The organism is Pseudomonas migulae NBRC 103157, assembly GCF_002091715.1.
Lineage (GTDB): Bacteria > Pseudomonadota > Gammaproteobacteria > Pseudomonadales > Pseudomonadaceae > Aquipseudomonas > Aquipseudomonas migulae_A.
Window position 1 is genome coordinate 1 of the sequence record NZ_BDAG01000012.1, and the last position, 26199, is coordinate 26199.

Here is a 26199-nt window from a genome sequence, read left to right on the forward strand (position 1 = left end):
CGATTGGTCCTGCGCCCGCCATTACTGGTACAAAACCCGTTCCTGTTGTGACGCCGGAGAACCTTGCAATGAGCCAATGGCCAGACACCCGAATTCTTGATCTGCTGGGGATCGAACTGCCCATCATCCAGGCCCCGATGGCTGGCGCCACCGGTTCGGCCATGGTGATTGCGGCGAGCAATGCCGGTGGCCTGGGCTCGATGCCTGCGGCGCTGCTCAGCACCGAGCAGTTGCGCGAAGAATTGAAGACGATCCGCCAACACACTCAGCGCCCGTTCAACGTCAATTTCTTCTGTCACCAGCCGCCGGCAGCCGATGAGCAACGGGCTCGGGACTGGAAGAATCTGCTGGAGCCCTACTACCGGGAACTGGGCGTGGATTTCGACGCGCCGACACCGGTGTCCAATCGCGCGCCGTTCGATAACGCGACCTGCGAAGTGATCGAAGAATGTCGCCCCGAAGTGGTGAGCTTTCACTTTGGCCTGCCGGAAAAATCATTGCTGGATCGGGTCAAGGCCACCGGCGCAAAAGTGCTGTCTTCGGCAACGACCGTCGAAGAAGCGATCTGGCTTGAGCAACACGGGTGCGACGCGATCATCGCCATGGGTTACGAAGCCGGAGGCCATCGGGGCATGTTCCTCAGCGACGATCTGAGCAGCCAGGTGGGGCTCTTCGCGCTGGTGCCGCAAATCGTCGACGCAGTGAAAGTACCGGTGATCGCTGCCGGCGGCATTGCCGATGCACGCGGCGTCGCGGCGGCATTTCTGTTGGGCGCTTCAGCGGTGCAAGTGGGTACGGCGTATCTCTTCACGCCGCAGGCCAAGGTCAGCGCCTCCCATCACAAGGCATTGCGCACGGCCAAGGAAAGCGAGACCGCAGTCACTAATATTTTCACCGGCCGCCCGGCGCGGGGAATTCTGAATCGGGTCATGCGTGAACTCGGGCCGATGAGCGACAAGGCGCCGGCCTTTCCATTGGCGGGTGGAGCGTTGATGCCGTTGCGGGCGAAGGCGGAAGCGGATTTCAGCAACCTTTGGGCCGGCCAGGCATTTACGTTGGGGGTTGAGATGACGACGGCGGAGTTGACGCGACGTTTGGCGGAGGAAGGGTTGGCTAAACTGCTGCGCCGTTAGGCACACAACCTGTGGCGAGGGGATTTATCGGAAGGCCGCACCACCCCGCTCGGCTGCGCAGCAGCCGCCAAGCGGTTGGAGGCAGGGCGAAAGTGCGGGGCCGCTGCGCGACCCAACGGGGATAAATCCCCTCGCCACAACAAGCTTCATCTCCACACAAATCCCGGCATCAGATGCAATCCAGTTCCCACACATTCCGTTTGCAGGCAATACGCTATATATTTATCTATACAGCGATTACACCCCTCGCCGTACTTGCCTACCACGGAGCCGCTTCATGAACATTCGTGCCTCACGTTTTGCCCCAGCCTGCCTGGCGAGCCTGCTCGCGGTGTTCGCCTTTGGCGCGGCCCAGGCCGATGAAGTCCAGGTCGCTGTCGCGGCCAACTTCACCGCGCCGATCCAGGCCATCGCTGCCGATTTCGAGAAAGACACCGGGCATAAACTGGTCACCTCCTTTGGTGCAACCGGCCAGTTCTACACGCAAATCAAGAATGGCGCGCCGTTCGAGGTGCTCCTCTCGGCGGACGACACCACCCCGCAAAAACTCGAAACCGAAGGCGACACCGTCAAAGGCTCGCGCTTCACCTACGCCGTCGGCACCCTCGCGCTCTGGTCGGCCAAAGAAGGCTACGTCGATGCCAAAGGCAACGTGTTGAGCGACAACCAGTACCGGCATCTGTCGATCGCCAACCCGAAAGCCGCACCTTATGGCCTCGCCGCCACCCAGGTACTGGCCAAGCTGGGCCTGACCGACAAGGTCAAGGATAAAATCGTTGAAGGCCAGAACATCACTCAGGCTTACCAGTTCGTATCCACCGGCAACGCAGAACTGGGCTTCGTCGCCTTGTCGCAGATCTACAAAGACGGCAAAGTGACCAGCGGTTCGGCGTGGATCGTTCCAGCCGACCTGCACGACCCGATCAAACAAGATGCGGTGATCCTCAACAAAGGCAAGGACAACCCGGCCGCCAAGGCACTGGTTGACTTCCTCAAGGGGCCGAAAGCCGCTGCTGTCATCAAGTCCTACGGTTACCAACTCTAAAATGACTCTATCGAGTGCCGACTTTTCCGCGATCTGGCTGACCCTGAAACTCGCGTCCCTGACGACGGTTATCCTGCTGATCATCGGCACTCCGATTGCGTTATGGCTGTCGCGCACCCAGTCCTGGTTGCGCGGCCCGGTCGGGGCGATCGTCGCCCTGCCCTTGGTGTTGCCGCCTACGGTGATTGGCTTTTATCTGTTGCTGGCGCTCGGCCCTAATGGCTTTGTCGGCCACTTCACCCAGTCATTGGGGCTCGGCACCCTGACCTTCAGTTTTGCGGGGTTGGTGATCGGTTCGGTGCTCTATTCGATGCCGTTCGTGGTCCAGCCGCTGCAGAACGCTTTTTCTGCCATCGGCACCCGCCCGCTGGAAGTGGCCGCGACCTTGCGCGCCAATCCCTGGGACACTTTTTTCAGTGTGATCCTGCCGCTGGCCCGACCGGGTTTCATCACCGCTGCGATTCTCGGTTTCGCCCACACCGTCGGCGAGTTCGGTGTGGTGTTGATGATCGGCGGCAATATTCCCGACAAGACCCGCGTGGTCTCGGTACAAATCTACGATCACGTCGAAGCCATGGAATATGCCCAGGCCCATTGGCTGTCCGGGGCGATGCTGGTGTTCTCGTTTGCCGTGTTGCTGGCGCTCTACTCCAGCCGCAAAACCAAAGCGGGCTGGAGCTGATTGATGATTCATACCCGTCTGAAACTGAACTACCCGGGGTTCGTCCTGGATGTGGATTTGCAACTGCCGGGCCGTGGCGTCACCGCGCTTTACGGCCACTCAGGCTCGGGCAAGACCACCTGCCTGCGCTGCATCGCTGGCCTTGAACGAGCGGAAAACGGATTTATCCAGGTCAACGATGAAGTCTGGCAAGACAGCGACAGGAAGATTTTCGTCGCGCCGCACAAACGCGCGCTCGGTTATGTCTTTCAGGAAGCCAGTCTGTTTCCACATCTGTCGGTACTGGCGAATCTGCAATTCGGTCTCAGGCGAATCCCGAAACAACAACGCCGGGTCGACATGGCTCACGCGACTGAACTGCTGGGCATCGGCCATCTGCTGGATCGTCACCCACAAAACCTTTCCGGCGGCGAACGGCAGCGCATCGGCATCGCCCGAGCCCTGCTGACCAGCCCGAAGCTGTTACTGATGGACGAACCGCTGGCCGCACTGGATTCGCAACGCAAAAGCGAAATCCTGCCGTACCTGCAACGGTTGCACGACGACCTGGACATTCCGGTGTTGTACGTCAGTCACTCCCAGGATGAAGTGGCGCGACTGGCCGACCACATCGTCCTGCTCAGCCACGGCAAGGCACTGGCCAGCGGCTCTATCGGTGAAACCCTGGCCCGCCTCGACTTGCCATTGGCGCTGGGCGATGACGCTGGCGTCGTGATCGAGGGCCATGTCAGTACTTATGACGCGGACTATCAATTACTGACCCTGCAATTACCCGGCACCGCACTGAACATTCGCGTGGCACACACCCCGATGGACGCCGGCCAGGCGCTTCGCTGCAAGGTTCAGGCGCGTGATGTCAGCCTGAGCCTGCAAAGCGTCGAACACAGCAGCATCCTCAACCGTCTGCCGGTGACGGTGGTCAGCGAAATGGGCGCGGACAATGCCGCCCACGTGCTGATTCGACTGGACGCGGCCGGTACGCCGCTGCTGGCACGGATCACCCGCTACTCCCGGGATCAATTGAACGTGCACCCCGGCCAGCAACTCTGGGCGCAGATCAAAGCGGTGGCGGTGCTGGCGTAAATCCGCCGGCACGTCTGCAAAGGCGTGCGGTCAATGGCTGTAACGGCCCCTGATTCGTTGCCAAGGATTACCGCCATGCCCGATTCCGCATTGCCCGACGTGCTGCCGCCCGACCTGCACTACGTCGACGATACCCAGCCCGGCATCACTCGCAAGAAACTGCGCGGCAAGTTTTGCTACTTCGAACCCACGGGTCAGCGCATCACCGATCCGGATGAAATCAAGCGCATCAACGCCCTCGCCGTGCCCCCGGCCTACACCGACGTATGGATCTGCGCCGACCCGCGCGGGCATCTGCAAGCCACCGGCCGCGATGCCCGGGGGCGCAAACAATACCGTTATCACCCGCGCTGGCGCGAAGTGCGTGATGCCGATAAATACTCGCGCCTGCGGGACTTCGGGCAGGCCCTGCCGAAGCTGCGCAAACAGCTTGAGACGCTGTTGGAGGCGCCGGGTTTCAGCCGCGACAAAGTCATGGCCACAGTCATTACCCTGCTGGATGCGACGCTGATCCGGGTCGGCAATACGCAGTACGCGCGGGACAACCGTTCCTATGGGTTGACCACCCTGCGCAACCGTCACGTCGAGGTCAACGGCAGTGCGATCCGGTTCCAGTTCCGTGGCAAGAGCGGTGTCGAACACCAGATCACCGTGAAAGACCGGCGCCTGGCGCGGATCATCAAACGCTGCCAGGAAATTCCCGGGCAAAATCTGTTTCAGTACCTGGATGAGAACGGTGAACGGCACACCGTCAGCTCCTCCGACGTGAATGCCTACCTGCAAACCCTGACCGGCGCTGATTTCACCGCCAAGGATTACCGTACCTGGGCCGGCAGCGCACTGGCGTTGGCGGTGCTGCGCGAATTGCAGTGGGAACCGGAGTCGGATGCCAAGCGTCATGTGGTGGAGATGGTCAAGAACGTTGCCAGGCAACTGGGCAACACCCCGGCAGTCTGTCGCAAATGCTACATCCACCCGGCAGTGCTCGAAGGTTTTCTACTGGGGGCATTGGCCGAGTTGCCGCGCCCGAGACCCCGCAAAGGCCTCAGGGCCGAAGAAGTCGGGCTGGCGATGTACCTGGAACGGATGATCGAAGCGTCTCAACCGACGAACTGACCTGTCCATTTTTTGCACGATCGCGAATGGCTTCTATAGTTGATGTGACAGAAATTAGCTTCGGTGACGCCATGGAAGACATTTTCGTTGTGCAGCGCTGCAACAAGATCATCATTCATGGTCGCCGAGCCGGGGAAGCCGGTCATCCACCACCCGACGCTAAAGTCTGGTATCGCATCGCCGATACCCGCACCCGTGGTTTCATCGGCGACGGCTATGAAGCTGAAGAAGATGCCCAACGCGTCTGCCGTCAACTCAACGCCCGATCGCAGGTGACGGCCCGACAAGGCTGAAGTCCGGGTCTATACTGAAATGGCTGAGGGACCAGCGACCCCATCGGCAGAAAGCTCGCTCCCAGCGGGCTTTTTGTTACCAATTACCAGGTTTCTTGAACGGAGGTGTTTGCCATGTCCGAAAAAGAGTCCATCACCACCCTGCTCACCCTGCTTGATTCCCGCCAGGCTCGTTTGGCCGCGGCGTGCAAGGAAATCGCCGACTGGGTCGATCATCAAGGCGGCCACCCGACCGCCCTCAGAATTCGTGATCGCCTGAACGACATCGAGAAGGATGCACCACTGATTCGCAGCACGTTGTCCTCGCTCAAGCCTGTCGACCCGCCGCTGCCAAGGTTCAGATGAGATTCGATCTGGACCCCGGATACGCGAACACGGTCTGATGGGCGCATGAACGGCGACGTTTTCGTCACCGTGCGTGTACTTGCCTGATCATTACTGCTGAAACCCACCCGACCTGGCGTCGGGATTTTTTTGCCCGGCCATTTCACACAGCGTTCACAAATCAAGCCGTACAGTGAACCCACTCCTTTTGATGAACCCCTTGGCCCGCCCGCATGCGGGCCATTTTTTTGCCCGCCGAACGTCACTGCTTGCGGAGGGTCCAACGATTACACGTCACCAAGGAGGCGTCTGATGGTTACTCACTTCAAAGTTGGCGGGCATCTGGCCTGCGGTCACAAAGGAAGCAAGCTCACCTCAACCACTGAACTGACCCGGGTGAAATGCAGAAGCTGCCGTAACACCGATGCGTTCAAGGATGCGCGCAAAGACCAGCGAAACGCTGCACGCCGCGCCGCACGCAAAGCCAAAGTCACTCACACTGCCAATGACTGGCGCGCTGCGTGGGTCCAGCGGCTGACCGCGATGCACGGGCTGCAACGATTGCCCCGTGGCTTTACCGGTCAACCTTTCGTTTAACGCACAGGCCTGGCGGTTGCGACGCCCTTCGTCCCAGCCGCCAACCCCGCTATTTCGCGCAAAGACATTCGCTTGAACGCCTCGACCAGTGCGCGTCCTTCTTCGGGTGCACAAGAAATGGCCAGGCGCACGGTCGCTTCGCCCAGGTGCCAGATCAAAAATGCCGAGGCCTGAACCTGCCCCGCGTCACTGCCTGGATACACCCGCAGAATCACGTCAGCCAATAGCCCGCCGGCAATCCGGCTTTCCTGCAGCTCCAGCGCCATGAGTTGTTTGTCTGCCTGCATGCCCGACCAGATGTCGCGCATTGCCGGTGTCGCCCGCACGATCTCGTAATACTCGTCCAGCAACGCTGAAAAGGCCGCCTGCAGCCCTTGCGCGTCTTCAACCGCCACCAGCGCGGCTTCGATACAGCGACGGCTTTCGGCGTTGTAGCGCTCTGCCAAGGTCTGTATGACCGAACTTTTGTCGGGAAAGTACTGATAGAGCGAGCCGATCGAAATACCGCAGCACTCTGCGATTTCACTCATTTTTAGCTGATCGCTGCCTTTGCTCGCAGTCAATTGCGTCGCCGCCGTCAGGATTCGCTCCTGACGCTCGCGACTGCGCTGCTGTGTGGGATTGCGCCGGGCCGGCTCGGAGACCGGCAGTTCGACGACTTCGGTGGTTTTTTTGGGCACTTGACGCGCTCTCCCAATCAATAACATGACATAGGCTCACCTTAGCACTGCCCGTACGTCAGTTTCATCGATTCTACCGGTTGACGTTAAAACATGAGGATTTATCATGTTTAAAACATGAGCATTACTCACATCAAGTCAATGGAGATGAACACGATGAAAACCACCCAGGAAACGATCCTGATTCTCGGCGCAACGGGCAAAACCGGCAGGCGAATTGCTCAGCGATTGCAAGCGAACGGAGTGCCTGTGCGCCTGGGCTCTCGAGGAGCAAATCCGGCTTTCGACTGGGAGGATCGAAGCACGTGGGCAGCCGCGCTCGATGGCGTTCGCGCTGCCTACATCTCGTTTCAGCCAGACCTCGCAGTACCCGGCGCCGTTGAGACCGTGCAGGCATTCACCGATCAGGCGGTCAAGAGTGGCGTCCGCAAACTGGTGCTACTGTCGGGGCGCGGCGAAGTTGAAGCGGAACAAGCCGAACGCGTCGTTCAGAACAGCGGGGCCGACTGGACCATCCTGCGGGCCAGCTGGTTCTTCCAGAACTTCAGCGAGGCCCACTTTCTCGAACCGATTCTGCTGGGTGAACTCGCCCTCCCCGTCGGCAACATCGCCGAACCCTTTGTCGACGTGGAAGACATTGCCGAGATCGCGGTTGAAGCGCTGACCAAACCGGGACACGCAGGCCAACTGTATGAACTGACGGGGCCGCGAGCATTGACCTTCGCGGAGGCCGTCGCTGAAATTGCCCGTGAGACGCAAAGGGACATTGCGTTCGTTGCAGTACCGCCGGACGCCTATCGTCAGGCGCTGGAACAGGCACAGCTACCCGCCGAATTGACCGACTTGGTGCTTTATCTTTTCAGCACCTTACTCGACGGCCGCAATACGCCGGTGGCCGATGGCGTACAACGTGCTCTGGGTCGCCCGGCGCGGGACTTCAGCGACTATGTTCGACGCACTGCCGCCACGGGTGTATGGGCACGCGAAGATTAATATTGAAGCGCACTGAGCAGTCATGAAGCCATTCGGTGTGCATCAGCCTTCACTCAACTGATGCACACTGGATTCGTCAGTGACAAGCGGACGCCGAGCTTTAAGACGACATAGGTCTTTTTGGCGACAAACCGATTCCTCGACTAGGATTTCTAACGCACCGGAAACGCGCCAAACCTTAGTTTGGAGACTGATCAAGGAGAGATGAATGTCAGCGATTCGTATGGCGGAGAAAACCTACCGCACCTATTCCAGCCCGATCTTGCTGGAGCTTAAGGAGAGAGAGCATCAGCTGGAGCCGACAGATCGCCAGGCACTGCAAAATATTCTGGTGGAGAGACGGCTCGTTGACATCGGCAGCCCTACCGGCGTCGAACGGCGCGGGAAATAGAAAGCGATCAGCCTTGGAACAAGGGAGAGCTTGTAGGGCAACAATGATCGGCAGCGTCAAAAACCATGGAATTCCAACGTAGCGCACAATCCCTTCGAGGTGCGATTTTCTAACCGAATCTGTCCTCCCAGGCGAGCGGCGATCGCCTGGACGATGTTCAAACCCAAACCCGCCCCCTGATCATTGCCACGGCTGTAGAAACGCTCGAAAAGCCGATCACGGTCCCCCTCGTTAATCCCCGGTCCTTCGTCCTCGACAGACAGTTCGTAGTGATCGGCTTTTTTACTCAGCCTTACCGTGATCAAGCCGTTCTTCGGAGAAAAAGTTGCTGCGTTGGTCACCAGATTGTTCAAGGCGATATCGATGGCTGCGGAATCGACTCTGACAGGGCCGATATCGTCGCTGACATCGAAAGCCAGCTCGAGCCCCTTGTTCAACAACCAGGGTGTCAACTGAACCAGGCTAGCGCGCACGGAGGCAACCAGATCGATGGTGGGGGGCGTATGCATCGCTGATTGCGGTTCTAGTCGAGCCATGGTCAGCAATTGGTTGACCAATCGGCTGGCACGGTCGACGCCAGCGATCAAATGTTCGAGGGACTCGCGGCGATCGTCTTCACTTCCCGCCTCCATCAGATTCTGTGCATGGACCCTGAGCACCGCTAATGGCGTACGCATTTCATGGGCGGCGTCAGCGATAAAGCGCCGCTCACGTCCCATCACTTCCTGAATCTGCGCGAGCATGCGGTTGAGGGCCGCTTGCATGGGCTCAAGCTCAGTGGGCAACGGCGTCAGTTGCAAGGGTTCGAGTGAACCTGGATGCCGAGCCCGCAATGTCGCGGCCATATCGACCAACGGTTTCAAACCCCAGCCGATCGCCAGCCAGATCATGCACGCCAACAACAAACTGCCCAGGATATTGGGCCCCAGCGTATGGCGTACGATGCGGTCCACCAGGTCCGAACGCACGTCGTCTCGCTCGCCAACCCAGATGCGCAGGCCATTCTGTTTGTCTTCGAGCATGAACGCACGCCAATGACGGTTGTTCAGATCCACCACATCGCTGAATCCAGGCGTCCCCGGGGGCGTGCCGAAAGACGGCGCGCTGGCTGTATGCACCAGCACTTCACCCTTGGGACTCCAAACCTGGAAGGCAATCTTGGTTTCATAGGGGTGACCGTCGACTCTCGGCTCCGCTTCACTCAAGGCCTTGTTGAAGGCCTGATACAGATCGGCGTGTTCCTTGCTGGCCATGGGCATACGCATGACCCCCTGCAGCAATCGAGCGTTCTGAGCCAGCTGAGCATCATAGACTTCGGCGATTTCGTGATTGCTGTCGTGCAGGTTGAGCACGCTCATCATCGCAATACCGGCGAGCAACAGGCCGATGATCAGCGTCAGGGTGCGACGCCTGATCGAAGTCATCGGCGCTCCTCTACCAGATAGCCGACTCCACGGATGGTGCGAATCAAGTCGGTGGAGAATTTCTTGCGCAAGTGATGGATATGCACTTCCAGGGTATTGCTCTCGGCCTCCTCGCTCCAGCCATAGAGCAATTGCATCAAGTGATCGCGGGTCATGACTCGCCCCGGTGGCGAGAGCAATTCATGGAGCAACTGATACTCCTTGGGCGTCAGCGCCACCGGCTCCCCCCGATAGCTGACTTGCTGAGTACCGGGATTAAGGCTGATGCCGGCGTGTTCGATCAACACCTGGGCGCGCCCGGCGCTGCGCCGCAGCAACGCTCGCAGGCGAGCCTTGAGCTCAGCCAGATCGAAGGGTTTGATCAGGTAATCGTCAGCGCCGGCATCCAGTCCGGCGATACGGTCTTCGGTGGCATCCCGCGCGGTGAGGATCAGCACCGGCACGTTCGAGCCGCTGTCACGCAAACGCCGCAGCACCTCAAGGCCGTCCATGCGCGGCAAACCTAGGTCGAGCACCGCAAGATCGAAGTTTTCACTGAGCAGCGAGTGCAAGGCACTGCTGCCGTCTTCCACCCAGTCAACGGTATAACCTTCTCGACCCAGGGCCTGATGGATGCCTTCACCCAAAGCCACGTCATCCTCGATCAGTAATAAGCGCACACGAACTCCTGTCAGTCGAGTTTCTTGTTCACGTCCACCAGCAACGCTTCGATCTCTTTGCGGCGACCGGCATCGGCGGTTTCCCGGCCAGGTCTGGGGGCCGCTTGCAGGGCTTTTTGCAAGGCCACCTTCGCGTCACCATAGCGCTTTTGACGGTAAAGGTGATCACCCCAGAAGTACAGGCTATCGATGCCATTGGGGTTCATTTGCAAGGCGACCTTGAGCAGTTGCTCTGCCTTGTCCGAGTCACCGAAACCGATCGGCCAGCCCGGCACACGATCATACAATGCCCCCAGACTGGTGTAGGCCGAGCCTTGCAGGGCCTTGGGGTCCAGGGCCATGGCTTTCTCCAGATCGGCTTTTGCATCCTTGACCTTGCTCAGCGCACCGAGCCCGCCCTGCGCTCCGGCCCAACTGCTGGTGACGATACCGGACCAGATCCAGGCTTCAGCTACCGACTGACGTTCGTGCGTGAACGCCGAGGTCTGGGCAGCAAGCTTTTCAAACGCCGCGGTGCGTTGGTCCTCAGGCACTTCGTATTGTATGTGAGCCCAGCTTTGCTGGATGCCAGCGAGACGTTGTTGATCGGCGGCGTCCAGCGCCCAGACACTTTGGCTCAAGGCACCGAAGAACAAGCAGGCAAATAGTTTTTTCATGGTTTGAGGTTCTCGTTTTCAGGCTTCTGACTCAGGCGACGGATCAGTGGCAACTGCTTGCGCAGACCGCGATCCACCAGGTTTGGCAACAGGCTGTTCAAACGCACGAAAAAGCGTTCCGGCCAGCCCAGGTACAAGTCGCGGCGGTCACCGGCAATGGCGTGAATCACCGCCGAAGCGACTTGTTGCGGGTCGTCGACACGGGATTTGAGGACGTCATTCAAGGCCTGCGCTGCCGGGCTGTTCATGTTGGTGCGGGTGGCACGGGGCGCGACGTACAACACGCCGACCCGGGTGTCGGCCAGTTCCCGACGCAGGGCTTCGGAAAAACCCCGCAGGGCAAACTTGGTGGCGCAATAGCTGGCGTAACCGGGGTAGCCGATGGAGCCGTAGGTCGAACCGACGTTCACCACCATCGCGCTTTGAGCTTGCTTGAGCAGCGGCAGCAATAACTTGGTCAGGCAGATCGGCGCGTCGATATTCACCGCCAGCATCGCGTGGATATCGCTGTCCTCCAGTTGTTCGAGCATGGCGAAGTGATTGACCCCGGCGGCGTTGATCAGCAGATTGATGCCGCCAATGGCTTCCGCCGCGGTTAGCACCTTGCGCCGGTCGGACAGAACGGTCAGGTCTGCGCCAACCCAGCACAGGTGTTGCGGATAGCGTTCAAGCAACGGCATCAGGGGTTGCTGATGCCGAGCCACCGCGAGCACCCGGGCGCCACTGGCACACAGGGCGCTGGCGATCGCCAGACCGATGCCACCGCTGGCACCCGTCAATACCACGCGAGCCTCAGACAGGCGCATGCAGGTTCTCCCCGTCACGCGGCAAGCCGCGGAACATGTCGGTGTACAGCGCGTACACCACTTTGGAGGCGTGAATCACGGCAGCCTGATCGGCCGGATCGTCGAGGGTATTCATCAGTCGGCGATAGGTCTGCATGTGTTCGATGTCCAGAGAACCATGGGAACTGAGGTAGCTGAAGGCGCTTTCCGGCAAGTCCAGTCGCTGGCGAATGCTGCCGGCAGCGTGGGTGGCCAGGGCGATACTGGTGCCTTCCAGCACGTTGACCATGCCGAACAGGCCGACCGGGTTGTCGCGAGCAATCAGGTCGTAAAGAAAGCTGACCATCAGTTCGATAGGCAATGACGGACGACCATCGCGTACCGCGTTCCTGTCACCGCCGCAGGCTTCGATATCGTCCAAGACCCATTGTTCATGACCGTATTCGTCTTCGATGTACTCGCACACCGCTTTACGCAGCCACTCCAGGCGCGTCGGCAGACGGGCGCCGCAGGCCATCATCAACGGCACTGTGTGGCGCACGTGGTAATAGGCTTGCGCGAGGAACGCCCGGTAACTTTCCAGGCTGACCTTGCCCTCAAGGGCATCGCGGATGATCGGCAGATTGAACAACGTTTGGCGTTCTTGTTGCGTGGCTTCTTGCAGCGTGTCGAAAAAACTCATGATGCGGATACCTCGGGAAATGCTGATTCAGTAAGTTGCGCCCGGTAACGCTCGACAATGGCGTCACGGCGCGGTCGGCCGTTGGCGGTGAGAAGGCCATTGGCGGGCGTGAAGGGTTGATCCAGACGGCTCCAGTGATGGACCTGGGCGTAATCGGGCAAGGCCTCGTTAGCCTGTGCGACGGCGGCGGCCAGCTCTTCGTCGGTGCAATCCGGGCGATGGGGCCAGAGCAACGCATGGTTGCCTGGCATGGCTTCGCCGTAGACGAAGGCCTGGGCGATATGGCGGCGCTGGGTCAATTCGGCCTCGACCCATTCAGGGTTGACGTTGCGCCCGAAACTGGTGACGAACTGATGTTTCTTGCGCCCTTTCAAGTAGAGAAAACCCTCAGGGTCGAATTCGCCGAGATCGCCGGTCGGCCACCATTCATCGGTGTGTGGCGCCTCCCCCAGATAACCGAGCAGGGTCGTGCCCTTGACCAGTACTTCGCCGTCCTGGGCGAGGCGAACCTCCACGTGGGGAAGTGGCTGGCCGACACTGCCGGGGCGCCGGGCTTCGGGGCGATTGAGGCAGACCACCGAGGCGCACTCCGACAATCCGTAGCCTTCGTACACCGGCAGACCGATCCGTTGCGCACGGTGCAGCAAGTCTTCGCTGACTCGCGCGCCACCCACCGCGGCAAAACGCAGCGTATAGGGGGAGAAGGCTTTCTGTTCGGCGGCGCTGACCAGCATCAACAGCAGTTGCGGCACCAGGATCAGACTTTCGGGGGCACGGGTGGCCAGGCAACCGAGCAGGCGTGGTACATCAACACCGCTGGCGCCCTGAATGCCCAAGGTTTTCTGGCTCGGCACGCTCAAGGTGGCACCGGCATACAACGCGGCATAGCAACCGAGGTTTTCCAGGAGGATCGCCAAGGGCAACAGGGCCATGTGATGTTGCGGGTCAGTGGGTTTGCTGGCCTGATCCAGTTGGCGTGCGACCGTTAAAAGGCTCTCGGCGCTGAGGCACACGCCTTTGGGTGTGCCGGTGGTGCCGGAGGTGAACGTCAGTTTGGCGGTGCCTTCCGGCATCCGGTTCGGGCCGCTGAAAGTGCGGCGCCAGAACTCCCCGTTTTTTTCATACCCGGCGCTTTGCAGTTCGTCCTCAAGCTCAGGCTCGGCAATCACCAGCCCGGCCTGGCTCTGTTCCAGGCAATGGAGGCGTTGCGCCGGACTGAAAAAAGGCGGCAACGTCAGGCAGGTCAAGCCTTCGAACAGGGCGGCCAGATCCCAGAGCATGGCTTCGACGCCATTGTCCAGCGCCAGGGCCACTACCTTGATTTTTTCATCGCGCAAGCGCTGCTGGCGGTACACCACTTCGGCGTACAGCGTGGCGTAATCCACTTTCAGCTGGTCGCCCCACAAGGCGATGGCGCTGGTCTTGCGCTCGGCATGGCTGCGCAGGGTCTGTTTGAACCGCTGCAGTTCAAGCGACATGGCTGGATTCCTCGATGGACAACGGCAACCCCAGGCGATTGAACATGCCGATGTTGCGCAAATGGATGAAGCCCGCGCGAATGTTGCCGACGTGCACCCAGGGTTTGCTCTCGTAGTAACTGCCCCAGCTGTGGCGATCATCGCCCAGCCGCGAGGGATCGGCAGCGCAGAGGGTTACAGGCTTCAGGCCAAGGCGATGAAAGCTGTTCACCAGGCCGATATTGCCGGTGAACGCCACCCATTCCAGGCCCCCCATGGCCAGCAGGTAGGTGATGGCGATGATGCTCATTCGCGCACTGCCGGTGTCGCTGGCGGCCAGGTTGCCGACTTCGACGATGCCGCAGCGATCCACGGGACGGTCTGCAGCGGCACTGATCAGCGGCTCGATCGACTCGTCCAGATAACGTTCAAGAAACAACGACTCGTCGTTGGCCAGGCGCACACCGGCCACCGCACAGAGCGTGCCTTTTGCATCGCTCATGCCGAACAGCTCCGGCATGAAATGGCGTATATCGGCGCCGTGGGCCTTACGAAAGCGTTGCTGAATAAAGGCTTCGAAGATGGGGCGTTCGATGGTGTCCGGCAACGCTCTGGACAGGCTCATCGACGGCGTTTCGGCGTGGCCGAAGCGCAGGGGTAGAGGAATATTCCATTCAAAATCAGGCATTGGAAGACGCCTCCCGAGTAAGTGTGGGAGGAGTATCCAAGGGAATTCTTAACGGAGTCTGAAGGTGGGACTGAGTCAGAGTGCCGACGCTGTCTTCAGATTGCCTTAAGACTGGGAAGGCAGAGTTTGCGCCACTCGGCTCTACCGCCATGACACCCCGCAAGAGGCCCCCTATGACAAGTCACTCAGTACCACAGCGGTACGCAGCACTTTCGATCACTTTGCATTGGCTGATGCTCGCGCTGTTTGTGGGCGTCTATGGCTGTATCGAGCTCAAAGGCTGGCTCCCCCGCCAGCATCCATTGAAGGGCCCATTGCTGGGCACCCATGCACTGTTCGGACTGGCGATTTTCACCCTGGTGTGGGTCCGGTTACTCAGTCGCTTACAAAAACGTCCGCCCATCTCGCCCCGCCCTCCTGCCTGGCAGACCGCGTTGGCTCACCTGACTCATTTATCGCTTTATGCGCTGATGATCCTGACACCCCTGCTCGGCTGGCTGATGCTCAGTGCTGCCGGTAAACCGATACCGTATTTTGCTTTCACACTGCCCTCGCCAATCGCAATCGATCCCGATATGGCGAAGCAACTGAAATACTGGCATGAATGGCTGGGCACCGCCGGGTACTGGCTGATTGGCTTGCACGCCTGCGCGGGCGTTTTCCATCACTACTGGATGCGCGACAACACCCTTACGCGAATGCTGCCGGAACGCTTCCTGACCTGGCGTCAGGCCACAGAATCCCGCCAAGGACCTGCAAACCGTCACCAGCCTTAGACGAACGACATTCGCCCCCATCTTTCGCCTCTCTTCTGATTTAAATCAAACACGGACAGCCAGTTTCCACCGAAATTAGGAAACAGCGGACGCTACGGTCCACTGACATTTGTCAGGTTCTTGTTCCGTCGTGGCGGGCCTTCATGGATGACGCTCCGGTCCGGCACGACTAACCAAGAGGAGATATGAAAATGGCCAACTCTGTGAAAAAGATGCCCGCTCGCAATGACGACAAAGCCAGTCAACATCCTGCGACGACAGATCCCTGGAAGCCCCTGGAAAGACTGCGGCAACAGGTCGATCACCTGTTCGAAGATTTCAATCTGGGATCGGGACTCTCCCCCTTCGGTCGAGGGCTGTTTGATGTCGAGCCATTCTGGCGGCGGGAGTTGATAGGGCAAGGCATGCCTGCCGTGGACATTACCGAAAAGGATAAAAGCTACGAAATCACGGCTGAACTGCCCGGTATGGACCAGAAGAACATCGAGCTCAAACTGTCCAACGGCAGCCTGATCATCAGGGGAGAAAAGAAAGAGGACAAGGAAGAAAAAAGAAAGGGCTATTACCTTAGCGAGCGTCACTATGGTTCCTTCGAACGGGTGTTCAACCTGCCCAAAGGGGTCGATGCCGACAAGATTGAAGCGAACTTCAGCAAAGGCGTCCTGAGTATCTCGTTGCCGAAAAAACCCGAAGCCATGAAGGCCGACAAAACTGTGCCGATCAAGGCTGATTGACGCCCGGTCTTGCAATGCCCCGGCCGTGAAAGCGGCCGGGGGTTTTTATTTGTCGCACCCTTTCACCCGGACCGGTTTATGGCGTGAGTTCAACGCTGTCACGATACTCCGGCACCGAAACCGACCACCCCAATTCCAGACTGATACGCCGGCGCAGCACATCCGAGGCATTGGGTTCTCCATGCACGACATAGGTGTGCCTGGGCGGCCGTTTGAACCCGCGCAGCCACTGCATGATTTCATCGGCGTCAGCATGCGCGGACAGGGTTTGCATCGGCACTACCTCGGCCCTGATCGGCACGTCCTTGCCGTGAATGCGCACCGAAGGAGCGCCCGCGACAATTTGTGCGCCACGGGTACCGCCGGCCTGGAAACCCGGCATCAGCAGCGTGTTGATCGGATTGGAGGCCAGCGCCTTGAGGTGGTGGATCACCCGCCCCCCCGTGGCCATGCCGCTGGCAGCAATAATCACCGCCGGGGTGCGCTGGCGATCCAGCTCGATCGAGTCTTTGGTACTGCGCACGAACTTCGCGACGCGACACATACCTTCGCACTCCTCGAGCGATAACCGGTGTTCGCTGCGAAAACGCTGGTACAAACGCGTGACGTCCGTGGCCATCGGGCTGTTGAGATAGATCGGCACATCGGGAATAGCGTGTTGCTGTTTCAGACGATACAGGTGGTACATCAGCAGCTGGGCACGCCCTACTGCGAACGATGGCACCAAGGTGATGCCATGACGCAGCGTGGTGCGGGTGATGACGTCGGCCAATTGTGCCTGCGGCGACTCAGCCGGATGCTTGCGGTCACCGTAGGTCGATTCCACCAGCAGGTAATCCGCCTGCTCGACCGTTTCGGGAGCGAACATCAATGGGTCATCTGGCCGCCCCAGATCCCCTGAACAGACTAGCGTGATGCCATCGGCGATCACCTCCACCGTAGCCGCGCCCAATATATGCCCGGCGCAACGAAACTGGATGGTCATGCCCGGGGCAATGTAGACCCGATGATGCAACTCCACGGGGTGTAACAATTTCAGTGCCCGCTCGGCATCGTGCTCGGTATACAGCGGCAACGCCGGGTTATGCCGGGAGAAACCATGCCGATTGGCAAACTCGGCGGCCTCCTCCTGTAATCGGCCGCTGTCCAACAGCAGGATCCTCACCAGTTCACAGGTGGCGGGCGTGGCATACACCGGCCCGCGATAACCGCTGCGCACCAGTACTGGAAGGTAGCCGCTGTGATCCACGTGGGCATGGGTAAGAACGATGGCGCCGAGGTCACCAACCGGAAGCTGGAACGGGTCCCAATTGTGCAATCGCAGCTGTTTGTAACCCTGGAACAGGCCGCAATCGATCAGTACGCGTTGGTCGCGATGCTCCAGCAGGTATTTGCTACCGGTCACCGTGCCAGCCGCACCGAGAAATGTCATTCGCATGGCCGTCTCCATGAGCACTCAGGGGAGTTCGATTGATCGCTCTTTATGGCTCAGGTGCAGCTGATTTTTATCAACTGAGAGCGTTACCGGTCCTGATTCAATGGAGCCAGGGCAAGGGTTTGACGATGGTCAAACTGCAGGGCGCACGGTTCAGCACGCTCTCGGCGGTACTGCCGATGAACCTGTCGATGCCGTGTTGATAGACCGTGCCCAGCACCACCATGTCAAAAGCATTCTGCCGGGCGAACTGCGTAATGACTTTATGCGGGATACCCGTTAATAGATGTCGGCGTGCTTTTTGAATGCCATAACGCTCGGCAAGCGTCTCAAAAGCCTCTTGCTGGGCATCGCTGACCGCATCTCTCAAGCTGGCAGCCAGCGTCACGGTCGGCACGCTCATCGCAGAATCACCCACTACAGACCAACTGTTAACGCTCAACAGGGACAAAGTGGCCCCGCAGGAGGTCGCCAGCGTCGAGGCAAGATCGAGGACCCGGTCATTCAGCCCTTGAGTCATATCTTCCAAATGAGACAGATCGACAGCGCAAAGTATTTTGAGCGGCTTGGGGTTCCTGGCATCAGTCACCAGGTGCAAGTGGGCCGGGCAATCGCGCAGCAACCGCCAGTCAAGCGGCTGGTGAAAAGCCCGGTCAAGTGCAGGCACATACTGGGTGTCCTTGATCACCAGGTCCGCATGGAAATCATTTACGTACTCAAGCAGGTGCGCCAGGCTCGATCTCGCCCAGACCACTTCCGTTGTCACCTGCAACCCCGCGCACCGTTGAAACCTGGCTTGCTGCTCCAGCCAGTGTCGATGCACTTGCAAATACCCCTCACGCGCCTGCGCCATCGCATCGTGGTCAAACAGCCCGGCCACCGCGAGCGCTTGAACATAGTCGAATGCGACAATATGCAATAACGCACCAGTGGCACAGGCCAGTGCCCGCGCTCGCTCAAACGCCGGAGTGCGGGTCATTTCGGCTGGGGCAATCAACAGGATACGTTTGAGTTTCAACATGACCGACCTCACCCTGATAATTGCTTACAAGCCTCGATGCAGCCTGACGTCCTGTCAGCGCTTCGTGCAATTGCCACTCACTGGCCGGGCACCTTTGCGCCCATCCGACGGATACGCACATTCGCCTCATCAGCAGTGCGTTGCGCCTGGCTGGCTAGCTCAACAGCCATTTGTGCCTTCAAGTACGCCTCATCGGCCCTGAGCCGCGCCGACGCTGCATTGTTTTCGGCGGACTCCAATCGGGCATCGATTTCCTGCGTGTACTTATGACTGCAACCGACAGTCGTGACCAACAGGATGCTCAACAACGCCAAGGACAAACACTTGTTCATGATTTTCGCCCTCAATCTATCGCGGCTGGAAAAGCTTCAGATAGCTAGCCCAAGTATCTGACGCCGACAGCTGCACCCTCTGATTTTTATCAATTAATAGCCCGCCGGCGATTGGCAGAGCGCCTCATTGGAGACTTGTTGATTTAGCTCAATGTCCTGGCGCCTCTGCGGCGTAGAAAGAGCGAACCAGGCGCTCGCGGCCCGTCAACGGAGGCTCACTGTCATGAGCGACTTGAGTCTGTGTAATTCATTGTGGAAGTTGCCCAAGTGATCTTGACTTCACTCTAAGGAGCACGTCTTTTCGACACCTCTTTTTGCGGGTCGACAGGTATCCGCTATCGTCGCAGGTGCGCCATGCTTGGTGTCACGTTGATCAATACGCTGGTGGTCATCGTCGTCGTGGTAATCCACTACGAATGCCTGTTGCGCCTGAATGACTGGCTGCCACGGCTCAAGCTTTGGAGCCGCTTCAGGATTGTCGTCGGGGTATTCGGAGCGTTGATAGCCCATGCGCTGGAAGTCTGGTGCTTCGCTATCGTCTATTACCTGATGGTGCGCTCCGGTGACTGGGGCAACTTGACCGGCAATTTCGATGGCTCGCTGCTGGACTGTGTCTACTTTTCCTTTACCACCTACACGACCATCGGCTTTGGCGATATTTCACCCGTGGGAAATCTCAAGTACCTGACCGGCCTGCAGGCATTGACCGGCCTGGTCCTCATTACCTGGACAGCGTCCTTTCTGTTTCTGGAAATGCAGAAGTATTGGAAGCGCAAGTAAACCACCTCCTTTACCACCGCTCGCAGCCCGCTATACCGCCAGAATGCAGCAAGGTACCTGATACAGAATGTGTTCGGTCGTACTGCCCAACAGCTTGTCCAGTCGGCGTGACTGAACCTTTCCCATCACGATGACATCGACGTTTTGCTCCTTGGCGAACTCGCTAAGAACCGAAACGGGGTGGCCCATAATGAAATGTCGATGATCGGCGGACACCCCATACCGGCCCGCCAGCGTGAGGAAGTTTTTTTCCAGGTCTTTGCGCAACTCTTTGGTGAGGTCAGCCAGCGTCAGACCATCCATGGCCGCCAGGTAGCCGGCCGAAATATCGCAGGCAAACAGCAAATGCAAGTCGGCCCCACACTGCATGGCCAGACCGGTCGCTTGCTGAATAATCCGCTCGTTGAGTTCGTTGTCGGGAGACTCGGTCTCTGGCACTTCGACCGCTGCCACAATCTTGCGCGGCAAGACGAAGCCACTGCCGCCCACCAGATACACCGGTATCGGGCAGTGCCGCAGCAGATACCAGTCCAGTGGGGTGAAAAAGGCACGTTTAAGCACTGATTCATGCTGAATTTCTTTTATCAGCAGGTCGGGCTGCATTTCCATGACATGAGCGAGGATGTCTTGCTCCACATCGTCGGCCCATGCCACTTCGGTAGTCACCGCGAGTCCACGCCCCCGCAGATTGCTCGCCTGGGCCTTGAGCCAGTCGCGGTGATCCTGCAGATAGCTTTGCCGCGCCTGTTCCCGATCTCCCTGTTCAAGAAACGATAAAAGGTCCAGCGACTTTATCAGCGCCGCGATATGCAAACTTGCGCCGCTCGCCTTCGCCAGCGCGGCCGCATGATTGATTGCGGGGGAATCGCGCAAGGTCGGGTTGATGATCAGTAACAACCTTTGATACTGGCTCATGATCTACCTCTACTCGGGTGAGTGTTCGATTGCAGCGGCTGCCCAGGGCCGAGGGCGCCGTATTCAGTGAGCTACCACGGCGTCCATTGCCAGTTCAGCACTTCGGGCATGTCCTGCCCATGTTCGATGAGATAGAGCTTGTGTTTCTCCATGGTCGACCAGTAGCGCGATCGCGCGGTTTGCACTTGATCCTGCAGCCGGGGTACCCGCTCGATGACATCCAGCGCCAACTGATAACGATCCAGATTGTTGAGCACCGCCATGTCGAACGGTGTCGTGGTCGCGCCCTCCTCCTTGTAACCGCGCACGTGGAAATTCTGATGATTGGTGCGCTTGTACAGCAGACGGTGGATCAGCGCCGGGTAGCCGTGAAAGGCAAAAATCACCGGTTTGTCCACCGTAAACAACTCATTGAACGCGGTGTCCGGTAAACCGTGGGGGTGCTGATTCGATGGCTGCAATACCATCAAGTCCACGACGTTGACCACCCTGACCCGCACATCCGGTACGTATTCGCGTAACAAGGTCACCGCCGCCAGGGTTTCCAGGGTTGGCACGTCGCCGGCGCAGGCCATCACCACCTCCGGATCCCCCTCATCGCGACACGCCCAGTCCCATCGACCGATACCCGCCAGGCAATGCCGGATGGCCGCATCGATATCCAGCCACTGCCATTCCGGTTGCTTGCCGGCGACGATGACGTTGATGTAGTCGCGACTTCTCAGGCAATGGTCAGTCACCGACAGCAGGCAATTGGCATCGGGCGGGAGATAGATCCGCACTACGTCCGACTTTTTATTGGCCACCAAATCGATAAACCCCGGGTCCTGATGAGAGAAACCGTTATGGTCCTGGCGCCAGACGTGGGAAGTGAGCAGGTAATTGAGCGAAGCAACGGGCTTGCGCCACGGCACCTCGGCGGCGGTTTTCAGCCATTTGGCGTGTTGATTGACCATTGAGTCGACGATATGGATAAACGCCTCGTAACAGGACAGCAAACCATGACGCCCTGTCAGCAGATAACCTTCGAGCCAGCCTTCGCACACCTGCTCACTGAGGATTTCCATCACTCGACCGTCGGCCGCCAGGTTCACATCGTCTGGCTCCAGCGGGTCCAGCCACGTTTTTGCACTGACTTCATACACCGCATCCAGTCGGTTCGAGGCGGTTTCATCGGGGCCGAACAGGCGGAAGTTGTTGGCGGCCAGACTGTTTTTCATCACATCACGCAAAAACGTACCCAGCACCCGCGTCGCTTCGGCACGCAGGCTGCCGGGCCCTTCGAATTTCACCGCGTAATCGGCAAATCGTGGCAGGTCCAGCGCGCGCAACAACACCCCGCCGTTGGCGTGAAGATTGGCACTCATGCGTCGATGCCCGGTGGGTGCCAGCGCAGCAATCTCGGGCAACAAGGCGCCCGTTGCATCGAACAGTTCGTCCGGACGGTAGCTGTTGAGCCATTCCTCCAGTTGGCGCAGATGAACAGGCTGCCGAAAATCGGCCAGGGGTACCTGATGCGCGCGCCAGGTGCCTTCGACCCGATGACCATCGACGAATTTCGGGCCCGTCCAGCCTTTGGGCGTGCGTAATACCAGCATGGGCCACAGCTGACGTTCAGGGACGCCGGGGGGCGGCGAATGGCGTGCCACACGCTGAATTTCGCGAATGTTCAGCACTATCGTGTCCAGCGTCCGGGCCAGCGCCTGATGCACCTGCACCGGGTCATCGCCTTCCACGAAGTACGGATCGTAGCCGTAGCCATAGAACAGTGCTGACAGTTCATCCTCACTGATTCTGGACAGCACCGTGGGGTTGGCGATTTTGTAGCCGTTGAGGTGCAGGATCGGCAATACAGCCCCGTCACGTGCAGGATTGAGAAACTTGTTGGAGTGCCAACTGGCCGCCAGCGTACCGGTTTCGGCCTCGCCGTCACCGATGACGCAGGCGACGATCAGGTCTGGATTGTCAAACGCGGCGCCGTAGGCATGAGCCAGGCTGTAGCCCAGTTCGCCGCCTTCGTGGATCGATCCCGGAATCTGTGCCGACACATGGCTGGAGATGCCATACGGCCAGGAAAACTGCCGAAACAGGTGAACCAGACCGTTGCTATTGCGCTCCACTAATGGATAGCACTCGGTGTAAGTACCTTCCAGGTAGGTTTGAGCCACCACCGCAGGACCGCCATGGCCGGGACCGGCGACAAAAATCATGTTCAGGTCATACTGATTGATCAGTCGATTGAGATGCGTATAGATCAGGTTCAACCCCGGCGTCGTGCCCCAATGCCCCAACAGGCGCGGCTTGATGTGCGCCAGGGTCAGGGGCTGCCTGAGTAGCGGGTTGCCCTTGAGGTAAATCTGCCCGACGGCCAGATAATTGGATGCGCGCCAATAGGCATCCAGTCCCTCCAGTTGTTCAGCATTCAGGAAGTCGCTCATGAACCCTCCCGTCACAGGCTCAGCCTATCGATAGACTTTCGTCTATTGTGAGAGTCTGAACGGCTGATGATTTGATATACATCAAGTCCCGCAGATGGCACTCAAACCGGACGGCTCAGTTTTTGACGGCGGACCGAGCACGCACCGTTCGTCTATTGGATCCTCGGTGATTTGAATCAAGTGTTTGTCCGCCGATGTGGGAACTATGCTTACAAAACCCTTTGCGAGGCATTCGGATCATGTCTGAAAGCAAGCCGTTGGACAGTCACCACCTCAAGTCTGCCTGTTCCAACTGCAGCGTTTTGGAGTTGTGTCTGCCGCTCGGGCTGTCCGATCAGGAAATCGAGCGCCTGGACACTCTGATCGTGCAACGCGTCAAGGTTAAAAAAGGCGCGGCCCTCTATCGCACCGACGATCCGCTTCGTTCGCTGTACGCCGTGCGCATCGGTTCATTCAAGACCAGTGTGCTGTCGATCGATGGTCGCGAGCAGGTCACAGGGTTCCAGATGCCCGGTGAAATGCTCGGCCTGGACGCTATCAGCAGCGACCTGCATACGTGTAATGCATTTGCCCTGGAGGACAGCGAAGTCTGCCCCATTCATTACGCGCACCTGGAAAAACTCTCCCGGGAGCTGCCCTCGCTGCAACATAACCTGAACAAAATCCTCAGCCGGGAAATCGTGCGCGATCACGACATGCTGATGCTGCTGGGCAATATGAATTCGGATGAGCGCCTGGCAGCCTTTTTGCTCAACCTGTCGCAGCGTTTGAGTATGCGCGGGTATTCGTCCAAAAATTTCGTTCTGAAAATGCGCCGCGAGGAAATCGGCTCCTACCTGGGGTTGCGGCTGGAAACCGTTTGCCGAGGTATTGCGCACCTGCGGGATCAGGAACTGGTCGAAATAACAGGGCGTGACGTGAGAATCCGCAACATGGAAGGACTCAAGCAGTTGATTTCAGGCTGTCATCGTCCTCCTCTGTGCTAATCCGCCGGTTGACTGGAATTGCATCATGCGTGCCATGGTCCTGCACACGCCCAACCAGCCACTGCAAAGGGAAGAGCGTCCAATCCCGACGCCCGGACGCCACCAACTCTTGCTTAAAGTCCTGGCCTGCGGTGTGTGCCGCACCGACCTGCATCTGGTGGACGGCGAGTTGCCACAAGCGGTGCTGCCGCGAGTACCGGGGCATGAAATCGTCGGCGAAGTCATAGCGGCAGGCGCCGATGTCGGCCCCGACTGGATTGGCCGGCGAGTGGGCGTCCCATGGTTGGGCTGGACATGCGGTCAATGCGGGTTTTGCCGCTCGGGCCGGGAGAATCTTTGCGATCAGGCGCAGTTCACCGGTTGTCATCTGGACGGTGGTTACGCGGAATACACCGTGGCCGACCCGCGCTTCTGTTTTCACATTCCGCAGGCACTGTCGGACCTGCAAGCGGCACCGCTGCTGTGTGCCGGGCTGATCGGCTTCCGGGCCTTGCAAATGGTCAAGGATGCACGCCACCTCGGACTCTATGGCTTCGGCGCTGCCGCCCATTTGGCCATTCAGGTGGCGCAGGGCCGAGGTCAGCAGGTGTACGCCTTCACCCGACCGGATGATCAGGCAAGCCAAACCTATGCACGATCCCTGGGCGCCAGATGGGCCGGTCCTTCGGACCAGGCACCGCCGCATCTGCTCGATGCCAGTTTGATCTTCGCTCCCGTCGGTGCGCTGGTTCCGGCGGCGCTGGCGGTTACCGTCAAAGGTGGCTGTGTGGTGTGCGCCGGTATTCACATGAGTGACATTCCGGCGTTTCCCTATCGGCTGCTGTGGGGCGAGCGCAGCGTCCGCTCGGTGGCCAACCTGACACGGGAAGACGGCATCGCGTTTTTCGCAGAATTGCAACACACGCCGATGCAGTGCGACGTCACCCGATTCGCCCTCGACGACGCCAATGAAGCCCTGGCGTGTTTAAGGGCGGGCCAGTTCAACGGAGCAATCGTCCTCACGCCCTGACGCCCTGCCCCACGGCCAGAATGCTCCCTGGCACCGAGTACAGTGCCCGCTCGGTGTTGCTGCCGATCATCCGGTCAATGCCCACCCGGTGCACCGTCCCCATCACCACCACGTCTACCAGGTATTGCTCGACGAATTCACTGATCACCGGCACCGGCAGCCCCATGATGAAATGCCGACGCTCGGGCGGCACGCCGTAGCGATCCGCCAGGGTGACAAAGGCCAGGTGCAACGATTCACGCAGATCTTCGAGGTAGTCCACGCCCCAGCCGCCGGCCAGCGGCGCGTCGCCATTGAAGGCTGGCGACAAGTCATAGGCATAAAGCAGGTGCAGCGGCGCGTCGCATTGCAAGGCTAATGCGTTGGCGGTCTGGATGATGGTGTCGTTGAGGCCGTTGATCTGGGTTGAGGGATCGGACGGGTCTACCGCCGCCACGATACGGTGCGGCAAGCTGTATCGTGCCTGGTTGACCAAATGCACCGGGACCGGGCATTCGCGCAACAAGTGGCAATCGAGCGGGGTTATAAACACGCGCTTGAGCAGCGGTTCAAGGGTGACGTCCTTGATCAGCAGGTCGGGTTTGAGATCTTCGACCGTCTTCAGAATGTCCAGCAGCGAATGGGTGGTGAACACCACTTCGACAGTCGCCTCAACCCCTGCCTCATTGAGCCGGTCCGTCTCGTCGGCAGCCCAGCGACGATAGCGGCGCAAATAGCCCTGGTACCTCGCGTCATCGACTTTCTCCTCCCACAAATGCACCACCGGTGCCGGTTCGACAAAGGCCCGCACATCCAGGACCGCCCCGCTTTCCTTGGCCAGCGCGACGGCACGCAACATCGCCGGGGATGGATGCAGGGTTTGGTCGGCGATCAGCAACAAACGTTGATAGTGGCCCATCACACACCTCGATTCGACACCAGCCCGCACGGGCCGGCAGGTATCACAGACTGCACCCGTTGCTCCCTGCCCCGGGTTGATTTACGTCAAACAGCTACAAATGAATGCGCTTCGTCACGACTCTCTGATCCAGATCAGATTCAAACGCCGACAGTGGCGTAGAAAGGAACGAACGGCGCGGTTCATC

29 protein-coding genes are annotated in these 26199 nt (G+C 59.1%); 15 read left to right on the plus strand and 14 right to left on the minus strand.

Going from position 1 to position 26199, the window contains the following annotated elements:
• Positions 1–68: 68 nt before the first annotated feature.
• From PMI01S_RS11430 to PMI01S_RS11465, 8 genes are all read left to right on the plus strand, one after another.
• Positions 69–1133: an NAD(P)H-dependent flavin oxidoreductase gene (locus PMI01S_RS11430; RefSeq protein ID WP_084319973.1), complete on the plus strand. Its 1065-nt coding sequence runs from the start codon at positions 69–71 to the stop codon at positions 1131–1133.
• 277 nt (positions 1134–1410) lie between these two features.
• On the plus strand, positions 1411–2178 hold the full coding sequence (gene modA, locus PMI01S_RS11435) for a molybdate ABC transporter substrate-binding protein (protein WP_084319975.1): 768 nt from the start codon (positions 1411–1413) through the stop codon (positions 2176–2178).
• 1 nt (position 2179) lies between these two features.
• Positions 2180–2860 carry a molybdate ABC transporter permease subunit gene (gene modB, locus PMI01S_RS11440; RefSeq protein ID WP_084319977.1) on the plus strand — a complete coding sequence of 227 codons (681 nt, stop codon included), beginning with the start codon at positions 2180–2182 and terminating at the stop codon, positions 2858–2860.
• A gap of 3 nt (positions 2861–2863) precedes the next feature.
• Positions 2864–3943: a molybdenum ABC transporter ATP-binding protein gene (gene modC / locus PMI01S_RS11445; protein ID WP_084319979.1), complete on the plus strand. Its 1080-nt coding sequence runs from the start codon at positions 2864–2866 to the stop codon at positions 3941–3943.
• Between the two features lie 75 nt (positions 3944–4018).
• Positions 4019–5059 carry a DNA topoisomerase IB gene (locus PMI01S_RS11450; RefSeq protein WP_084319981.1) on the plus strand — a complete coding sequence of 347 codons (1041 nt, stop codon included), beginning with the start codon at positions 4019–4021 and terminating at the stop codon, positions 5057–5059.
• 71 nt (positions 5060–5130) lie between these two features.
• Positions 5131–5352 carry a hypothetical protein gene (locus tag PMI01S_RS11455; RefSeq protein ID WP_084319983.1) on the plus strand — a complete coding sequence of 74 codons (222 nt, stop codon included), beginning with the start codon at positions 5131–5133 and terminating at the stop codon, positions 5350–5352.
• 114 nt (positions 5353–5466) lie between these two features.
• Positions 5467–5697, plus strand: a complete 231-nt coding sequence (locus PMI01S_RS11460; protein ID WP_084319985.1) for a hypothetical protein — start codon at positions 5467–5469, stop codon at positions 5695–5697.
• Between the two features lie 291 nt (positions 5698–5988).
• The gene (locus tag PMI01S_RS11465; RefSeq protein ID WP_084319987.1) at positions 5989–6273 is read left to right on the plus strand and encodes a hypothetical protein; all 285 of its coding nucleotides are present in this window, start codon (positions 5989–5991) and stop codon (positions 6271–6273) included.
• Here PMI01S_RS11465 and PMI01S_RS11470 read toward each other — a convergent pair.
• Complete coding sequence (locus PMI01S_RS11470) at positions 6270–6953, minus strand: TetR/AcrR family transcriptional regulator (protein WP_235864428.1); 684 nt, start codon at positions 6951–6953, stop codon at positions 6270–6272. The genes PMI01S_RS11465 and PMI01S_RS11470 overlap by 4 nt on opposite strands.
• Before the next feature lie 156 nt (positions 6954–7109).
• On the opposite strand from PMI01S_RS11470, the gene PMI01S_RS11475 reads away from it, so the two are divergent.
• Positions 7110–7946, plus strand: a complete 837-nt coding sequence (locus tag PMI01S_RS11475) for an NAD(P)H-binding protein (protein WP_084319991.1) — start codon at positions 7110–7112, stop codon at positions 7944–7946.
• Positions 7947–8154: 208 nt separating this feature from the next.
• Entirely contained in the window at positions 8155–8337 is a 183-nt protein-coding gene (locus PMI01S_RS11480; protein WP_084319992.1) for a hypothetical protein, read from the plus strand.
• A gap of 56 nt (positions 8338–8393) precedes the next feature.
• Here the strand turns inward: PMI01S_RS11480 and PMI01S_RS11485 are convergent, their stop codons facing one another.
• The 7 genes from PMI01S_RS11485 to PMI01S_RS11515 are packed head-to-tail and all read right to left on the minus strand — an operon-like array spanning position 8394 to position 14688.
• Entirely contained in the window at positions 8394–9761 is a 1368-nt protein-coding gene (locus PMI01S_RS11485; RefSeq protein ID WP_084319993.1) for a sensor histidine kinase, read from the minus strand.
• A complete protein-coding gene (locus PMI01S_RS11490) occupies positions 9758–10420 on the minus strand; it encodes a response regulator (protein ID WP_084319995.1) in 663 nt (220 codons plus the stop codon). Before PMI01S_RS11490 ends, PMI01S_RS11485 begins: the two co-directional genes overlap by 4 nt.
• 11 nt (positions 10421–10431) lie before the next feature.
• Complete coding sequence (locus PMI01S_RS11495) at positions 10432–11076, minus strand: tetratricopeptide repeat protein (protein ID WP_084319997.1); 645 nt, start codon at positions 11074–11076, stop codon at positions 10432–10434.
• Positions 11073–11882 carry an SDR family oxidoreductase gene (locus PMI01S_RS11500; RefSeq protein ID WP_084319999.1) on the minus strand — a complete coding sequence of 270 codons (810 nt, stop codon included), beginning with the start codon at positions 11880–11882 and terminating at the stop codon, positions 11073–11075. Before PMI01S_RS11500 ends, PMI01S_RS11495 begins: the two co-directional genes overlap by 4 nt.
• Positions 11869–12543 (minus strand): iron-containing redox enzyme family protein, encoded by a 675-nt coding sequence (locus tag PMI01S_RS11505; protein WP_084320001.1) that lies wholly within the window; start codon positions 12541–12543, stop codon positions 11869–11871. The genes PMI01S_RS11500 and PMI01S_RS11505 overlap by 14 nt, the downstream gene beginning before the upstream one ends.
• On the minus strand, positions 12540–14021 hold the full coding sequence (locus PMI01S_RS11510) for an AMP-binding protein (RefSeq protein ID WP_084320003.1): 1482 nt from the start codon (positions 14019–14021) through the stop codon (positions 12540–12542). The genes PMI01S_RS11505 and PMI01S_RS11510 overlap by 4 nt, the downstream gene beginning before the upstream one ends.
• Positions 14011–14688 carry a thermostable hemolysin gene (locus tag PMI01S_RS11515; protein ID WP_084320005.1) on the minus strand — a complete coding sequence of 226 codons (678 nt, stop codon included), beginning with the start codon at positions 14686–14688 and terminating at the stop codon, positions 14011–14013. Before PMI01S_RS11515 ends, PMI01S_RS11510 begins: the two co-directional genes overlap by 11 nt.
• A 173-nt stretch (positions 14689–14861) precedes the next feature.
• Here PMI01S_RS11515 and PMI01S_RS11520 point away from each other — a divergent pair, with 173 nt between their 5' ends.
• Positions 14862–15464: a cytochrome b gene (locus PMI01S_RS11520; protein WP_084320007.1), complete on the plus strand. Its 603-nt coding sequence runs from the start codon at positions 14862–14864 to the stop codon at positions 15462–15464.
• Positions 15465–15655: 191 nt separating this feature from the next.
• Positions 15656–16198 carry an Hsp20/alpha crystallin family protein gene (locus PMI01S_RS11525; RefSeq protein WP_084320191.1) on the plus strand — a complete coding sequence of 181 codons (543 nt, stop codon included), beginning with the start codon at positions 15656–15658 and terminating at the stop codon, positions 16196–16198.
• A 76-nt stretch (positions 16199–16274) separates the two neighbouring features.
• On the opposite strand, the gene PMI01S_RS11530 is transcribed toward PMI01S_RS11525, so the two are convergent.
• From PMI01S_RS11530 to PMI01S_RS11540, 3 genes are all read right to left on the minus strand, one after another.
• A complete protein-coding gene (locus PMI01S_RS11530; RefSeq protein WP_084320010.1) occupies positions 16275–17636 on the minus strand; it encodes an MBL fold metallo-hydrolase RNA specificity domain-containing protein in 1362 nt (453 codons plus the stop codon).
• 97 nt (positions 17637–17733) lie between these two features.
• Entirely contained in the window at positions 17734–18654 is a 921-nt protein-coding gene (locus PMI01S_RS11535; RefSeq protein WP_084320012.1) for a universal stress protein, read from the minus strand.
• Between the two features lie 77 nt (positions 18655–18731).
• The gene (locus PMI01S_RS11540) at positions 18732–18986 is read right to left on the minus strand and encodes an Lpp/OprI family alanine-zipper lipoprotein (RefSeq protein ID WP_084320014.1); all 255 of its coding nucleotides are present in this window, start codon (positions 18984–18986) and stop codon (positions 18732–18734) included.
• Between the two features lie 354 nt (positions 18987–19340).
• Between PMI01S_RS11540 and PMI01S_RS11545 the strand changes: the two genes are divergently transcribed.
• Entirely contained in the window at positions 19341–19766 is a 426-nt protein-coding gene (locus PMI01S_RS11545; RefSeq protein ID WP_084320016.1) for a potassium channel family protein, read from the plus strand.
• Between the two features lie 30 nt (positions 19767–19796).
• Here the strand turns inward: PMI01S_RS11545 and PMI01S_RS11550 are convergent, their stop codons facing one another.
• Both PMI01S_RS11550 and PMI01S_RS11555 read right to left on the minus strand, forming a co-directional pair.
• Positions 19797–20681: a universal stress protein gene (locus PMI01S_RS11550; protein WP_084320018.1), complete on the minus strand. Its 885-nt coding sequence runs from the start codon at positions 20679–20681 to the stop codon at positions 19797–19799.
• A 71-nt stretch (positions 20682–20752) separates the two neighbouring features.
• On the minus strand, positions 20753–23119 hold the full coding sequence (locus tag PMI01S_RS11555; RefSeq protein ID WP_084320020.1) for a phosphoketolase family protein: 2367 nt from the start codon (positions 23117–23119) through the stop codon (positions 20753–20755).
• A gap of 239 nt (positions 23120–23358) precedes the next feature.
• On the opposite strand from PMI01S_RS11555, the gene fnr reads away from it, so the two are divergent.
• Positions 23359–24105, plus strand: coding sequence for a fumarate/nitrate reduction transcriptional regulator Fnr (gene fnr / locus PMI01S_RS11560; protein ID WP_084320022.1), 747 nt, complete (start codon positions 23359–23361; stop codon positions 24103–24105).
• A 25-nt stretch (positions 24106–24130) separates the two neighbouring features.
• Entirely contained in the window at positions 24131–25114 is a 984-nt protein-coding gene (locus tag PMI01S_RS11565; protein WP_084320024.1) for a zinc-dependent alcohol dehydrogenase family protein, read from the plus strand.
• On the opposite strand, the gene PMI01S_RS11570 is transcribed toward PMI01S_RS11565, so the two are convergent.
• Positions 25104–26012: a universal stress protein gene (locus PMI01S_RS11570; protein WP_084320026.1), complete on the minus strand. Its 909-nt coding sequence runs from the start codon at positions 26010–26012 to the stop codon at positions 25104–25106. The genes PMI01S_RS11565 and PMI01S_RS11570 overlap by 11 nt on opposite strands.
• Positions 26013–26199 lie beyond the last annotated feature (187 nt).